The organism is Streptomyces doebereineriae (assembly GCF_031845645.1).
Taxonomy (GTDB): domain Bacteria; phylum Actinomycetota; class Actinomycetes; order Streptomycetales; family Streptomycetaceae; genus Streptomyces; species Streptomyces canus.
Genome location: NZ_JAVREZ010000021.1, coordinates 31,369 through 46,940 on the forward strand (window position 1 = coordinate 31,369; position 15,572 = coordinate 46,940).

Annotated in this window: 8 protein-coding genes; 1 reads left to right on the forward strand and 7 read right to left on the reverse strand. The window is 72.3% G+C overall.

The window, feature by feature from the left end:
* Positions 1-53: 53 nt before the first annotated feature.
* The 6 genes from RNB18_RS40960 to RNB18_RS40985 form a co-directional block, all read right to left on the reverse strand.
* Entirely contained in the window at positions 54-1,739 is a 1,686-nt protein-coding gene (locus RNB18_RS40960) for a LamG domain-containing protein (RefSeq protein WP_311719208.1), read from the reverse strand.
* 95 nt (positions 1,740-1,834) lie between these two features.
* Positions 1,835-3,406, reverse strand: coding sequence for a serine/threonine-protein kinase (locus RNB18_RS40965; RefSeq protein WP_311719210.1), 1,572 nt, complete (start codon positions 3,404-3,406; stop codon positions 1,835-1,837).
* Between the two features lie 75 nt (positions 3,407-3,481).
* The gene (locus RNB18_RS40970) at positions 3,482-5,065 is read right to left on the reverse strand and encodes a serine/threonine-protein kinase (protein ID WP_311719211.1); all 1,584 of its coding nucleotides are present in this window, start codon (positions 5,063-5,065) and stop codon (positions 3,482-3,484) included.
* 58 nt (positions 5,066-5,123) lie between these two features.
* Positions 5,124-6,851 (reverse strand): serine/threonine-protein kinase, encoded by a 1,728-nt coding sequence (locus RNB18_RS40975; protein ID WP_311719301.1) that lies wholly within the window; start codon positions 6,849-6,851, stop codon positions 5,124-5,126.
* Positions 6,852-7,013: 162 nt separating this feature from the next.
* Positions 7,014-9,803: a protein kinase gene (locus tag RNB18_RS40980; protein WP_311719212.1), complete on the reverse strand. Its 2,790-nt coding sequence runs from the start codon at positions 9,801-9,803 to the stop codon at positions 7,014-7,016.
* A gap of 174 nt (positions 9,804-9,977) precedes the next feature.
* The gene (locus RNB18_RS40985; protein ID WP_311719302.1) at positions 9,978-12,077 is read right to left on the reverse strand and encodes a serine/threonine-protein kinase; all 2,100 of its coding nucleotides are present in this window, start codon (positions 12,075-12,077) and stop codon (positions 9,978-9,980) included.
* Between the two features lie 352 nt (positions 12,078-12,429).
* Between RNB18_RS40985 and RNB18_RS40990 the strand changes: the two genes are divergently transcribed.
* Positions 12,430-13,473, forward strand: coding sequence for a serine hydrolase domain-containing protein (locus RNB18_RS40990; protein ID WP_311719213.1), 1,044 nt, complete (start codon positions 12,430-12,432; stop codon positions 13,471-13,473).
* Between the two features lie 132 nt (positions 13,474-13,605).
* Here the strand turns inward: RNB18_RS40990 and RNB18_RS40995 are convergent, their stop codons facing one another.
* Positions 13,606-15,312 carry a glycerol-3-phosphate dehydrogenase/oxidase gene (locus tag RNB18_RS40995; RefSeq protein ID WP_311719214.1) on the reverse strand — a complete coding sequence of 569 codons (1,707 nt, stop codon included), beginning with the start codon at positions 15,310-15,312 and terminating at the stop codon, positions 13,606-13,608.
* Between the last annotated feature and the right edge of the window lie 260 nt (positions 15,313-15,572).

The window sequence follows — 15,572 nt, forward strand, 5'->3', positions numbered from 1 at the left end:
GCGCGCACGGCGCCGAGTACCACGAGACAGATGCGGGCGCCGACCGGTCGGTGTCAGGAGTCGGTGCCGCCGGCTGCCAGAAACGCGAGTTGAGTACGGCTGACCACGCCGGCGTACGTGTGGATCTCGTCGATCTCGCCCGCCAGATGGTCCGTGCCGTCGTCGCCGGTGAGCGTGCGGCCTATCTGGAGATCACCCGTCGGCGCCCAGGCGTCGACGCCCGCCACACGCGCGGTGTCGGCGGCGTAGTCGTCGCCCACGTACAGCCGCAGTTGGTCGGTCGACTCGTCGTAGACCACCGCGAGGAAGTGGTCGCCGCCCGGCGGATAGAGCTCGAGCGGCGCGCTGACCGTCGTGGTCGGCGCGTCGGCCCGGTCCTCGTGCGCCACCACGGCCTGCCAGGTCCGGGACACGGCGACATAGCGCAGGGTGAACAGGTCGGTGTTCTCGCCCGGCTGGGACAGCACGGTCATGTCACGGGCTGGGATGTCCTCGGGCAGACGGACATGCACGGCCGCCGAGAAGCCCGCGTCGGTCGGGGTCAGCGCGGTCGGCGTGGTGGCGTGGTCACCGTCGCCGTCGAGCAGCAGGTCGCCGTTGCCCACCATCGGGTAGGTCACCGGTGTGCAGTCGGGGTTCCAGGGGCAGTCGTCCGTGGCCGCGTAGATCGACGCGTCCCCCGCCAGGGTCAGCGGCGCGCCGCCCGCGTACGCCGGGCTCTTCCCGTCGGTCGCCGACTCCAGGTCCCAGTAGCCGAGGCGCTGGGCCTTGCGCGTCGCCGCTGCGGTGATCTCTCTCGGCACGAACACGCGGTCCCAGACGTTCACATCGGTGAGCAGTCCGCTCCAGTGGCCGCCGTCGCCGTCCGCTCCCAGCCGCAGCGAGCCGGTGCCGCCCGGGGCGACGGCGCCCACGACCGTGCCCACGGACGCTCCGTCGACATACAGGCTCGCGGTCTTCTGCTCGGCGTCGTACACGCCGGTGAGGTGCGCCCACTCGCCCTCCTCCGGGGCGCCGCCGGCCACGCGGATCGTGTCGCCGCCGTCCGGGTTGGGGAGTTCGAAGAAGTAGGCCGAGCCGGCCACGGCCCCCAGCGAGAAGCCGGCATGGCTGACGGCGGACGAGGAGCCGTCGAGATCGTCCGGCCGCACCCAGGCGTCGACGGAGAAGGTCCGCGTGAGGTCCGCCGACGTGTCCAGGCTCGCGTACCCCTCGTCCGTGCCGTCGAAGGCGGCGGCCGAGGCCACGCCGGTGCCGGAGGGTCCGGGGGCGCCGAGGCCGACGCCGGAGCCGGTGACCGCGCCGGACTGGCTGTCGGGGTCCCAGTGGGTGACGGCAGCGCGGCCGTCCCGGACCCGGACGTAGTGGGTGATCCGGGCGCTGATGTGGCCGGCGGAGTCGACCGCCTGGACCTGGAGGTAGGTGGGCCCCTCCTTCTCCGGCATCCAGCGCAGCGACACGGGGGCGCCGGGCTCGGCGGACGTGAGCGTCCGGGTCGGGCCGCCGAGCCACGCGTACCGGTACGACACGACGTCCTCGGACGCCGAATCGATCACGAAGGTGCCGTAACTTCCCACGCCGTCATGCCAGTTGTCGTCGTCCGGATACTCCGTCGACGTGACGACGGGAGCCTCGGGCGCCTCGTCGTCCACGGCGGCCGCCACACCCCCTGCCCCGCCGACGGCGAGCAACGCGGCGGCGCCCATCGTCGCGGCACGCGTCCACACGTACTGTTTCACGGTCCCTCCCCCAAGATCGGGCCCCAGTGGTCCCAGAGGAGGATGACCTTAACTGCCGTCACTGACAACGCAATTGCCGCGCGACCGCACCGCCCTCAGAGCTTGTCCACCCCCAGATTCGCGATCGCCGTCCGCGCCACCTCCCGCCCCCGCCCGGTGAAGTCCCCCTTGCCGGGATAGCTGACGGTGAGTTTGTACAAGTCGCCGGTGGAGGTCCGGTAGTAGAAGATCTGGAGTTCGCGGGGGCGGGGGTTCTGCGTGTCCGTCGTCGTGTACGTGACGGTGTTCTTGGCGGCCTTCCGGCCCTGGTACGTCTCGTCCTCCGGCCGGGTCTTCGCGGTGTCCGGCATGCTGAGGTCGTACTCGCCGCTCTCCTTGAACCGACTGTCGTCGTCGTACATCTCGGCGGCCGCGGAACCCGCGATGCTGCGGGCGGTGTCCTCGGCCTTGCGGTCCAGGGTCAGTCCGATCCAGATGCTGCCGCTGTAGTCGGCGTACGTGATCCAGTGGGTCTTGTCCGTCTTCCGGTCGGGCGTGGAGGGCTGGTAGTCCGCGGGCACCGCCAGCGTCGCGGCGACGTCCTTGGTGTGCTTCTTGGTCCAGCCGTCCGGCAGCGGCCCCGCGAACGGGTCCGCGATCACCAGATACGCCGCCACCGCGGCCGCGACGACCGCCCCGCCGAGCCCGAGCCACGCCTTGCGGCCCAGCCGGAGGCCGCCGCCCGCCGGGACCTCCACGGTCCGCACGATCTGCGTGGGCTCGGGGACGGGCGGGTGGGCGGTGGCCTCCAGGAGTGCCCGGACCTGTGCGGCGTTCGGCCGCCGCGCCGGGTCCTTCTGGAGGAGGCCGTTGATGGCGTCGGCGAGCGGGCCGTGCGCGGCGGCGGGCGGCGCGGGCGTGGCGTTGAGGACCGACTGGAGGGTCGCGGGGGTGTTGCTGCGGCGGAACGGCGAGACGCCTTCCGTGGCCGCGTACAGGACCACGCCGAGGGACCAGAGATCGGAGGCGGGGCCAGGCCTCTGGCCCAGCACCCGCTCGGGGGCGATGAACTCGGGCGAGCCGACGAAGCCGCCGGTGTCGGTCAGGTTGGTCTCGCCCTCGATCTGGGCGATGCCGAAGTCGGTGAGGACGACCCGGTCGTACCGGCCGAGCAGGACGTTGTCCGGTTTCACATCCCTGTGCAGGATGCCCGCCGCGTGCGCGGCCTCCAGCGCGCCGAGCACCTCGAGGCCGATTCTCGCCGCTTCCCGCGCCCCGAGGGTGCCCTCCTGCAGCGCGTCGCCCAGCGAACGGCCCTGGACCAGCTCCATCACGATCCACGGCCGGCCGTCCACGACCGCCACATCATGCACGTTCACGACGGAGGGATGGTCCAGCCGAGCTGCGGCGCGTGCCTCACGACGCATTCGCTCGAAGGCGTTGCCTTGTTCACGTTCGGGAAGGTGATCCGGGACGCGGGGCTCCTTGACGGCCACCTCGCGGTCCACCGTCTCATCCTTGGCCCGCCACACCGTGCCCATGCCACCGTGCCCGAGCTTGGCGAGCAGCCGGTACCGGCCCACGACGAGCCGGCCGACGCCCGGCTCCGGCTGAGGTGGCCTGGGAGGTTGCAGTACATAACTCGTCGTCTCGTCGGACTCGTGGCCGACTCCCCCGCTGCTGCTCATGGGTTCATCCATATCGCGCCAGACCCGCAGGCATCCAGAGGTGACGCGTTCCGGTCACACACCCGTGACGTATCTCTACGGCACGGTGAACGTGTCGACCGCCACGTCGAAGTACTCCTTGGCCTCCCGCGCCTTCCCCATCGGCGCCGACACCCACACGTCGTACAGCCGGCCGTCCTCCTCCCAGCACACGTCGTAGGTGTGCCTGGCGCCCTCGGCCGCGCTGAAGCCGTCCCAGGTGAACTCCCAGAACGCGGCGGGCCGTCCACGGTGCGTGACCGAGGTGACCCGGCCGTCACGGTAACCGGGGTTGGTCTCCGGGCCCTTGGCGGCCGCGCGCCGCATCACACCCACCGGGCCACCGGGTTGGGGGTCGGTCACCTTGATGCCGAGCCGGAAGGTCTCCCCGGACGACAGGTAGAAGACCCGCTCCCCCTGCGGCTCACGGGTGAACCCGTCGGGCACGGCGAGCGCGAACCCGGCGGGGTCCTCGGCGACGCGGTAACCGGAGGGGGCGGAAGGGAGGGTCACGGTGGGCGCGGGCTCAGCCGTTCCGGTCGGGCTGCTGGTGGGAGTTCCGGGCACCGGACTACCGGCGGTCGTACGGCCGTCACCCCCGCCCCGGTCCATCAGCAGCACCGCCGCCGACACCCCCGCTCCCGCCGTCACGGCGACCAGCAGCGCCGCCGCGAGCACGCCCCGCCGCCACCGCACCGGCGCCATGAGCCCACCGCGCCCAGCCCGCTCCGGCGCCGGGGACCGCCGTAGCGGAAGATCCCGCTGGGTCGGCGTGTACGCACGCTCGGGTGCCCGGCGCGGCGGTGTGCGGCCCGTCTCCCCGAAGGCCCGCAGCATCCGCTCCGCCTCCACCGCGTCCAGCCGCCGCTCGGGATCCCGCTCCAGCAGTCCCCGTACGACGGGAAGGAGCGGCGCGGCCTGCGCGGGCGGCCGGATCTCGTCGATGACGACGGCGTGCAGGATGCCGCCCAACGAGTCCCGCCTGAACGGCGATTCACCGCTCAGGGCCGTGCACAGCAGCGCGCCGAGGGACCACAGGTCGGCCTCCGGGCCGGTTCTGACCCCGGACATCCGCTCGGGCGCGGTGTACTCGGGCGAGCCGACGAAGGAGCCGGTCTCGGTGAGGGTGGTGGCGCCCGCGACCTGGGCGATGCCGAAGTCGGTGAGCACGACCCGGCCGGTGCCGGACTCGACGAGCACGTTGGCGGGCTTGATGTCCCGGTGCAGCACGCCGGCCGTGTGCGCTGCGCGCAACGCGCTCAACAGGTCGGCACCGATCCGGGCGGCCTCGGCGGCGTCGACCGGGCCGTGCGCGGAGATCCGGTCGGCGAGGGAGCCGCCGTCGATCAACTCCATGACGATGTACGGCCGTTCGTCCTGCTCGACGACGTCGTGGACCACGATGATGTGCGGGTGGGACAGCCGGGCCACCGCGCCGGCCTCGCGCAGGGTCCGGTCGCGCTGGAGCCGGGCGTCCTCGGCGGAGAGCGTCTCGTCGAGGGGGATCTCCTTGACGGCCACCTGCCGGCCGAGCAGTTGGTCGGTCGCCCGCCACACCACGCCCATGCCGCCGCGCCCGATCCTCGCCTCCAGGCGATAACGGCCCGCGATCACACGGAAGGTGTCCCCCTCGGTCCCCATGCGCCCCATCATGCCGCAGCGGACGGATGCCCTCCGGGAGGGTGACCGGCCAACTCCGTCAGCTGTTCGGCTCGTTCCAGCCCTGGAGCACCCTCGTGAACTGCTTGCTGGTGGTCGGCCAGCTCTCCGCGGGCGACGACATGTAGATCACGTACTCGACGCCGTCCCGGGACATGTACGTCTCCTCCACGGCCCGGCGCGGCCCGGGGAAGGCGATGTCCTTCGAAAGCGCGGTCCAGGTGTACTCCCACCGGGCGCCCGGCCGGTCCCGGTAGTCGTTCCTGACCATGCCCACGCGGTGGTAGTCCTTGAGCCCGTCGATCTGCAGTTCAAGGTTGCGCTGGTGAGCAAGGGGATCCAGGAAGTCCGGCGAGGTATCGATGGCGATCCGGACGAAGTGCTTGCCCTCGTCCGGCGAGTAGTCGATCTGGGTCAGACCGTTGGCGGGGGTCCCGAAGACCGACCGATCCCAGCCCCGGGGCAGATACACGCTGAAGCCCACGGGATCGTTGTACCGCTTCCAGCCGTCCGCGGCACCATCCCCGGTCTGCGGGCTCGGTGTGGGACTGGGCGGCGCGCTCGATGTACCGCCCGAGTTCCGCCCCTCGTCCCACTTCTGCAGGCCGATCGCGGTTCCGGCGCTCACGATCGCCGCGAGTGCGACGACGAGCACGAAGGACCGCAGGCGGCGGCGCCTGGACGGAGCGGCGGGGGTCATGGGGCCGGTGTGGGGCGGGGGACCGATGGTCGTGGGTCCGGTCGCCTGGGGATACGGCGCACCGGTGCCCGAGTGGTACGTCGGGCCCGAGCCCGAGGAGTACGACGGTCCCGTGGCCGAGACATACGACGTACCGCTGACCGGTGTGCCCGTCGTCGGTGTGCCGGGCCCACTGTGGGACCCGCTGTTCGCCCCCGGCTCATGGCGGGAACGCACATGTTGCGTCGGCACATACGCCTGTGCCGCGCTCGGCCGCCGTCCCTCCGCCGCCTCGGCGAGCATCTGCTCGGCCTCGGCCGCTTCGGGCCGCACGGCGGGATCCTTGTGCAGCAGGGCGGCGATGACGGGCCCGAGCGGGCCGGCGTGGCGCGGTTCGGCGGGTTCCTCGTCGACTACGGCCTGCATGGTGGTCAGCGGGGTCGTACGGCGGAACGGCGAGCGCCCCTCGACCGCCGTGTACAGCGTGGCGCCCAGCGCCCACAGGTCGGCGGACGGGCCGGGGTCGGCGCCGCGCACCCGCTCGGGGGCGAGGTAGTCGACCGAGCCGACGACCTCTCCGGTGCGGGTGATGGTGGTGTCGCCCTCGATCTGGGCGATGCCGAAATCGGTGAGCAGGACGCGGCCGTCCTGCGCCAGAAGGACGTTGCCGGGCTTGATGTCCCGGTGCAGCACCCCGGCGGAGTGCGCGGCACGCAGGGCCCGCAGCACCCACAGCCCGATCCGGGCCGCCTCGCGCGCCTCGATACGGCCGTCCTCCTTGACGGCGTCCGCCAGCGAACGGCCCTCGACCAGCTCCATCACGATCCAGGGCCGGCCGTCGTGGTCGAGCACGTCGTGCACGGTGACGACGGCCGAGTGGTTGATCCGGGCGGCCGCGCGCGCCTCGGCGCGGGTCCGGGCGAGCAGCACGGCCCGGTCGCTCTCGGAAACGTAGAGCGCGGCGGTCAACTCCTTGATCGCCACGGCCCGGTGCAGCACCTCGTCATGGGCACGCCAGACACGGCCCATGCCGCCCGTGCCTATCGGGTCGGCGAGCCGGTAACGCCCCGCGAGGAGCAGGCCCTGCATCTGATTCACGTTTCCCCGCAATGCTCTTGACGCAGTCAGACTAAGGACCGGCCCGCGCCGAGGGGAACCAGGGGGGCGTCAAGGAGACCTCACTGTGACGGTTGTCGCTTCCGCGAAGTACGAGTGAACCCGCGCCGCCGGTACGGCGTCCGTCAGCGCCGTTCAGCCGGTCACCTGGTACGTGGCCGACGCCTGTTCGTACAGCCGGGTCACCTCGTCCCGCTCCGCCTCGGGCCCGCGTACCTGCACGATGTGGTACTTCCCGCCGATCAGGATCGCGACATTGCGCACGTACAGCTCGCGCCCGTCGTCGCCGGTCCAGGTGAACTGCCCCTCGGCCATGCTCCGCGTGCCCACCTGGATCGACTTCAGCCCGGTGGCGGTGGCCCAGCTGGAGTCGCGGTACGGCTGGAGCTCGGGCTCCTTCTCCCGCTGGTAGGCCATGGGATCGCTGCCGTTCGCGGCCGCGGTGTCCCGCCCGGGGACGACGATCAGCTCGAAGTTGCCCTGCGAATAGACCACCTGACCGCGGCCGTTCCTCGGGGTGCGGTCCCAGCCGCCCGCCACCGCGACCTTGAAGCCCTCGGGGTCCGTGCGCAGGGTGAAGCCGTCGGCGACCTCGGGCCCGGCGGTCTGGGTCTCGGCGGCACCGCTGGACCGTGACGGCTCCGGAGTCGTCTGCTCGGGCCTCGGTTCACTGCTGGTCGAGGGGGACTGCGCCGGACCGGCCTGACTGGTGGAACCGGTCTCCTGAGCGGCGCCCTCGTCGTCGGGGTCCGCCTTCGGCATGAAGTACATGGCGTACACGATCGCCGCGGCCATCACCAGCAGGATGAGCAGCAGCAGGTTGCGGCCCAGGCGGCGCGGCGACGGAGCGGCCTCCTCCCGGGCCCGCTTGTGCCGTCCGTGCGTCGCGGGCAGCCCGGCGCGCCGCCTGCGCACCAACTCGCCCCGGCGCCGCACGATCGGCAGCCGGCTCGTGTCCACCGGGGGCGCGGCGACGACATGGGCGCCGGCCTCCGGCTCGGGCGCGGACCGCACCAACGACCGCAACCAGCCGCGCAGTTCCTCGAAGTCCAGCCGTTCGGTCGGGTCCTGCCGCAGCAGCGACTCCACGACCGGCCTGAGCGGCCCGCACTCCTCCGCGAAGGCGGGCGGCTCGGCGCACACCAACTGCACCAGCTCGGCCGTCGATTCCTCGGGATACGGCGCATGCCCCTGGACGGCCCGGAACAGCAACGCCCCGAGAGCCCACAGATCGGTCGCGGGTCCGATGGGCGCGGCGAGCTGCCAGTTCTCATGCACCGGCCCGGCCTGCTCCGGCGCCCACCGCTCGGTGACGGGCCCCACCACGGCCATCCGGGCCTGCCGCGCCCGCTCGGCGGCGAGCGCGGTGGCGGGGCCACGGCGGGCGGGGGCATCGGCAGGGGGGAGGTCCTCCCAGCGGGTGGGCGCGGACGCCTGATCAACGGCGGGCACAGCGTCAAGAGCGGGAACGTCATCCACCGGCGCCGCACCCCCGCCGCGCGGCACGGCACCGCGCCAGGGAGCCGGGCGCGCTCCGTAGGGATCGGCCATCTGCCCCGGCGCCCCGGCCCCGGGCGCCTGCTCGATGCCATTCGCCATCGGATACGGGGACTGCGCACCGCCGTTGACCGAGGGATACGGCGGCTGCGCCACCCCTTCGGTCTGTACGGCGGGGTCGGCGCCGGGTGTTCGTGCGGCGGGGTCGGCCTCCGGCGCCGGGCGGGCTCCGGGCAGGGCGGCCCTGCTGTTCTGCGCCTCCTGGACCCGGGCCGCGGCCCGTGCCCCCGCGCGATACGCGGCGATCGCGCCGGCCCGCGCCGCGCGGATGTCCGTACCGCCGTCGGGCTCCCTGCGGACGAGCTCGGCCGAAGCCCCGGTTCCGTTCGTCGCCTCCACGCCGGCAGTGGGCAGCCCACGGGCCTCCCGCGCCTCGATCGCGGCCCGCCGGGCGGCCTCGGGATCACCCCCACCGAAGGTGACCGCGCCACCCGGGCCCGGCCCGGCACTTCGGGCGTCCAGCCCGAAGGCCGCACCGGTGCCACCGTTTCCGAGAGCCGTACGAGCGCCACCAGCCCCGCCGGGCACCCCGGCACCACCACTCCTGCCCGCAGCGCCGAACCCACCGGCCGGACCCGTCGCCTGCCCGGGAACCCCGTATCCACCAGGTCCCCCACGCCCGTCGACGCCACCGAGCCCACCCGGGCCCGCGGCAGACTCACGAGCTCCCGCACCCGCACGTCCACCGCCGGGACCGTCGTCCGCCCCGGCCCGGGACTCCCCGCCTCCGGCGCCCCAATCGCCCGACTCGACCGGCACCGGGTCGTACCCGCACAGTGCCTCCTCGGCCGCGCCGACCGCGAGGCCGGTCAGCATGACCCGACCGTCGTCGCAGACGAGCACCGTGCGGGCGGTGATGTTGCGGTGCACCCAGCCGTGCGCGTGCAGCACCCGCAGCGCCATGAGCACGTCCGAGGCGACCTCGGCCGCCCGGTACGGCGTCAGCGGCTTCTCGGCGAGCAGCGCCGCGAGCGGCCGCGCGGGCACCAACTCGCTGACGATCCACAGCGAACCGCCCTCGGCGAACACGTCGAAGACCTGGTCGAGCCGTGGATGGTCGGGGATCCGGGCGGCGGCCTGCGCCGCCTCGACGGCCCGCCGCACGGCAGGCTCCGTGGGCCGGCGGGTACCGCCCCGCCCCGAAGGCCGCCGCGCACCCCGGGGATCACGGGCTGTGAACCCGTCGGGCAGCCCCTCCGCGTCGAGCACCTCCGCCTCGACGACCTCGGGCAACGGCACCTGCCTGACCAGGACTTCCTGCCCACTGTAGGTGTCGAAGGCGCGCGTCTCGGTGAGTTCGTACTCGTCGGACGGGGGGAGCGGCAGGCGGTAGCGGTCGGCGAGCACCCGACCCGCATAGTCGTCCACGTTGCCTCCCCCGGCCGCCCGGTTGGTCAATTCCGTTCGCCTTGCGGCCCGTTCCGTACCCATACCTGGATGCGGACGGTCCGCAAACACTCACGATACGTGCCGGAGGCAACCCGCAAAGAGGGGATTCCAGATCTCAGGGTCCAAACACATGACCGTTTACCGCAGAGCGCGTCACGACTTCGGTTCGAAGGTACGAGCGAGCGTGTGCCATGTGTCCTTGCGCAGCTCAGTGCCCCAGTTCGCGGCTTTCGCGGTGTACATCAGCGCATATCCGAGATGGCCGTTCACGACGAATCCACGGTCTATCGTCCGGTACTTCGTCCCGCTCTCCACATAGGTGAACTCCCAGTCGGCCGCGTTCCAGCCCCGGTAGCCCACCTTCTCTATGCGGATCTTGGTGTACTGCGAGCGGCGCATGCTCTGCTCCTGGCTCTCCCAGTCCGCCACCGGGTCGCCCTTGGGCGTGGTGGTCCAGGCGACGAGCAGCTTCTGACCGTCGGGCCCGGTGAACCGGTCGCCCGCGGAACCGCTGGTCTGGAACTTCCACCCCTCCGGCAGCCCGATCGAGTACCCCTGGCTCCCCTTGTGCGTCGAGGTCACCGCACCGTCGTCGGCGGAACCCCCCGAACCGGAGGACCCCTCCGAACTCTGGCCGCTCTCCTCGGTACTCGGCGTGTTCCCGGCCCCCGCACCCGCCTCCGGCGAGCCGGACCCGGTGGTGGCCCCGTCGCTCCGGGTGCCCCCGCTCTCGTCCTCCTTGGTGTCGGCACTGGCGCTCGCGCCCGCCGTCACCTTGGAGCCGCCGCCCTTCGCCCCGTCGTTGTCGTCCCCGCCGAGCGTGAGGGCCAGCACGGTACCGAGGACCGCGAGTGCCACGACCACCGCGATGATCACCAGAGTCCGCCGCGGCACCACATCGGTCAGCGGCGCCCTGGGCACCGGCCTCGGCGCCACGTCCGGCGGTGGCGTCATCACGGGCCATCCCGAACTCCGCCCGTCCGAGACCGCGTTGGCCTGCTGAGTCTTCCCGTCCCGGGCCCCGGCCACCCCGCTCGAAGCCGACGTCGACGCCGACCCGGACGGCGCACTCGCCGCGCCCTTCCCCTGAGACGCGGAAGGAGCCGAGGTGGCCGGAGAGGTCGAGGCAGCGGGAGAGGATGAGGAAGCCGGAGCGGCCGGAGCCGCCGCCGCAGCCTCGGAAGCCTGGGTCGGTACCTTTCCGCCACCCGAACCCGCAGTACCGCTCCCGGACTTGGTCCGAGCCGCGGCAGCGGACGTCGCCGCAGCCCCGGCGGCCTTGCGCACGGAACGCAGCGCCCCGCGCAGCCCCTCACCGCCCGCACGCTCCTGCGGCTGCGCCGGCAACGGCACCACCCGGGTCACGTCCGCCGCGGGCTCCGGCTCGGCCGGCTTCGGCTCGGGCGCGTGGATCACCGCGGTGAGCATGGCCCGGGCACGGCCGTCGTCGATCCGCTGGGCGGGGTCCTTGGTGAGCAGTCCGTAGATGACGTCCTTGAGCGGTCCCGCGTTCTTCGGCTCCTCCAGCGGCTCGGTCATCACCGCCGTGAGCGTCGCGATCGCGGATCCCTTGTCGTACGGCGGGGCGCCCTCGACCGCCGCGTACAGCAGCCCGCCGAGCGACCACAGGTCGGCCGCGGGTCCCGGCTTGTGCCCCCGGGCCCGCTCCGGGGAGATGTAGGAGGGGGCGCCGACGAGCATGCCGGTGGAGGTGATGGACGGGTCGCCCTCGACCTGGGCGATGCCGAAGTCGGTGAGCACGACCCGGCCGTCCTCGGAGATCAGCACGTTGGACGGCTTCACGTCCCGGTGCAGGATGCCCTCGCGGTGCGCGGACCTGAGCACGTCGAGTACCGCGAGGCCCACCTCCGCCGCACGCTTCGGCTCCAGCAGACCGTCCTCCCGGATGACCTCGGCGAGCGACTTGCCCTCGACGAGCTCCATCACGATCCAGGGCCGGTCGTCCTCGTCGACCACGTCGTACACGGTCACCGCGCTGGTGTTGCGGATCCGCGCGATCGCCTTGGCCTCACGCAGCGTGCGCGTGATCAGCCGGCGCTTCTCGTCCTCGTCGATGCTGGACGGGAACCGCAGTTCCTTGACGGCCACCGTCCTGCCCAGGGTCTCGTCCTCGGCACGCCACACCGTGCCCATGCCTCCGCGGCCGAGAACTCCTCCCAGCCGGTACCGCCCGGCGAGGAGACGGCCGTTCTCGTCCTGCCGGGATGCTCCCGCCCGCTCCGCGTCCGACATGCGTCCCCTCATGAACCCGCCCTGACAGAGCCTCCATTGTCCCTCACCCGACAAGTGCCCGACGCCCAGGGTGCCCCTGGCTCCGCCTCGCCCGCGGCACGGCCCGGCGATGTCGGCACAGATGCCCTGCCGGCCCGCGACACCCCTCGGCCCACAGCTCCCGCCCGCCCAAGGCCTCCTTCGCCACACCGGCCCCGCGCACCGTCGCACCCGTCGGCGCTCAGCCACTACCCAGCAGGCGGCGCGCGCACCTCGTCTGCGCTCCGGCGCCCCGGCCGCCACACCTGCCCGGACCGGGTGAAGCCCCTGTTCCGCGACGCTGCATGATGGCTCCGACAAGGAAGGACCCGCCATGCCGCCGCTTCGGAGACTGCTGGTCGTTCCTGTGTCCCTGGCGCTGCTCGCCCTGGCCCCGGCAGCCTCCTCGGCACCCTCGGCGCCGCCCACGGACGCGACGCTCCCGCTGCTGGTCGCACGGGGCGGCGCTCCCGCCGCGGCGTTCCTGGCCCGGGAACAGAGCGGGACCCGTTACGCCGAGGCGGGACCGGGAATCGCCCGCTCCGACCGCTTCCGCGCCGGCAGCATCACCAAGACCTTCATCGCGACGGTCGTCCTCCAACTGGCCGAGGAACACCGGCTGAAGCTGTCCGACACCGTGGAGCGTCACCTGCCCGGCCTGGTGCGCGGAGCGGGCAACGACGGCCGCGCGCTGACCCTGCGCGCCCTGCTCACCCACACCAGCGGCCTGAACGACTTCACCGCGGACACCCGGGGCCTGATTCCCCTCACTCCTGCTCAAGCCGTCCGTATCGCCCTCACCCACCCTCCGGCCGACCCCGGCCGCTACTTCTACTCGAACACCAACTACGTCCTGCTCGGCATGGTGATCCGTCAGGTCACCGGTGACTCCTACGCGGTGGAGGCCGAGCGGCGGATCATCGCCCCGCTGCGCCTGACCGGCACCTCCTTTCCTGGTTCGCGCACCTCTCTCCCCTCTCCACACGGCCGTGCCTACACCGCCGACGGGTCCGACATCACCACGCTCGACCCGCGGGTGGCCGGGGCCGCGGGCGAGCTGGTGAGCACCCTTGCCGATCTGGACCGCTTCTACGCGGCACTGCTCGGCGGACGGCTGCTGTCCCCGTACTGGCTGCACGAGATGACGGACACCCGCACCGCACACGGCCTGTACGGCATGGGGCTGTTCCCGGTGAAGCTGCCGTGCGGCACGACGGTGTGGGGGCACAACGGCCGCATCACCGGCAGCTACGTGCGCACCGCAGCCACGGTCGGCGGCCGTCGCGTCCTCACCTTCCGCGTGAACACGACGTCGATCGCAGACCCCGACCTCGAACCGGCCCTGCTCGCCGCCGAGTTCTGCCCCCGCACCTCGTAGAACGACCGGGTTCCGAACGAAGATCCCGTCTCACGACACTCATTCGAGTGATGCTCGGTCCAGTGGCGCTCGATCCAGTGATGCTCCGTCCAGTGATGCTCGGTCGAGCCGCAGCCGAACTCACCCGGAGTTTCAGAGCGGCGCGATGTCCGGCGCCCCCAACCGCGCCGCGTCCGCGGTCAGGTCGTCGGGCTGCCGCTGCGACTCGCGCTCCGCCTCCACCCGCTTCTCGTAGTGCTCGACCTCGCGCTCGATCTGGTCCTTGTCCCAGCCGAGCACCGGCGCCATCAGCTCGGCGGCCTCGCGGGCGGAGCGCACACCCCGGTCGAAGGTCTCGATGGAGATACGGGTGCGCCGGGTCAGCACGTCGTCCAGATGCCGCGCCCCCTCGTGCGAGGCGGCGTAGACGACCTCGGCGCGCAGATAGTCGTCGGCGGTCTGAAGCGGCTCGCCCAGCGTGGCGTCCGAGGCGATGAGGTCGAGGACCTCCTCGGCAAGGGCGCCGTACCGATTCAGCAGATGCTCCACGCGGACGACATGAAGCCCGGTGCGCGCCGCGATCCGCGCCCGCGCGTTCCACAGCGCCCGGTAGCCCTCGGCGCCCAGCAGCGGCACATCCTCCGTGACGCATTCGGCGACCCGGGTGTCGAGTCCGTGCACCGCCTCGTCGACGGCGTCCTTGGCCATCACCCGGTAGGTCGTGTACTTGCCGCCCGCCACCACGACGAGTCCCGGCACCGGATGCGCCACCGTGTGCTCGCGCGAGAGCTTGCTGGTGGCGTCCGACTCCCCGGCGAGCAGGGGCCTGAGGCCCGCGTACACGCCCTGGACGTCGTCCCGGGTCAGCGGCACCGCGAGGACCGAGTTCACGTGCTCCAGCAGGTAGTCGATGTCCGCGCTGGAGGCGGCCGGGTGGGCTTTGTCGAGGTCCCAGTCGGTGTCGGTGGTGCCGATGATCCAGTGCCGGCCCCAGGGGATGACGAACAGCACGGACTTCTCGGTGCGCAGGATCAGCCCGGTCGAGGAGTGGATGCGGTCCTTGGGCACGACGAGGTGGATGCCCTTGGAGGCGCGGACGTGGAACTGTCCCCGCTCGCCGACCATCGCCTGGGTGTCGTCGGTCCACACCCCGGTCGCGTTGACCACCTGCTTGGCGCGGATCTCGTACTCCCCGCCCGCCTCGACGTCCTGCACCCGGGCCCCGACCACGCGTTCGCCCTCGCGCAGGAACCCGGTCACCCGGGCGCGGTTGGCGGTCTTGGCGCCGTAGGCCGTCGCCGTGCGCACCAGGGTGGCCACGAAGCGTGCGTCGTCCATCTGTGCGTCGTAGTACTGAAGGGCCCCGACCAGCGCGTCCTTCCGCAAGGCGGGCGCCACGCGCAGGGCGTGACGGTGGCTCAGGTGCCGGTGCGTGGGCAGACCCCGGCCGTGCCCGCGGGCCATCGACATGGCGTCGTAGAGCGCGACGCCCGAGCCGGCGTACAGGCGCTCCCAGCCCTTGTGCTGCAAGGGGTACAGGAAGGCCACGGGCTTCACGAGATGCGGGGCGAGCCGCTCGAGGAGCAGTCCGCGCTCCTTCAACGCCTCGCGCACGAGGGCGAAGTCGAGCATCTCCAGATAGCGCAGACCGCCGTGGATCAGCTTGCTGGAGCGGCTGGAGGTGCCCGAGGCCCAGTCACGCGCCTCGACCAGCCCCACGGACAGGCCCCGGGTCACCGCGTCGAGCGCGGTACCCGCACCGACCACGCCGGCTCCCACCACCAGGATGTCCAGTTCGCGCTCGGCCATTGATGCGAGTGACTCGGCACGCTGTGCCGGCCCCAGTGTCGCTGTCCTCACCACTGCCTCCCGCTGTCGATCGCGCTGGTCTCACACGTACCGGCCCGTGTCCAAAGTCTGACCGGCTTGCCCGACTTCGGCCACTAGTCGCCCTCAGCCTGTGGATAACTTTCACCACCGCGTACCCCGAAGGCCACTCGGGCTCACAACCCTGCAGGAAGACACACGGAACCAATGCCGTATCTCGGTCATATTTACTCCTAGTCTGACATTGCGCTCGCTCGTCCAGTCCACAGGGCTTGCGCACCTGTCCCGCTTCG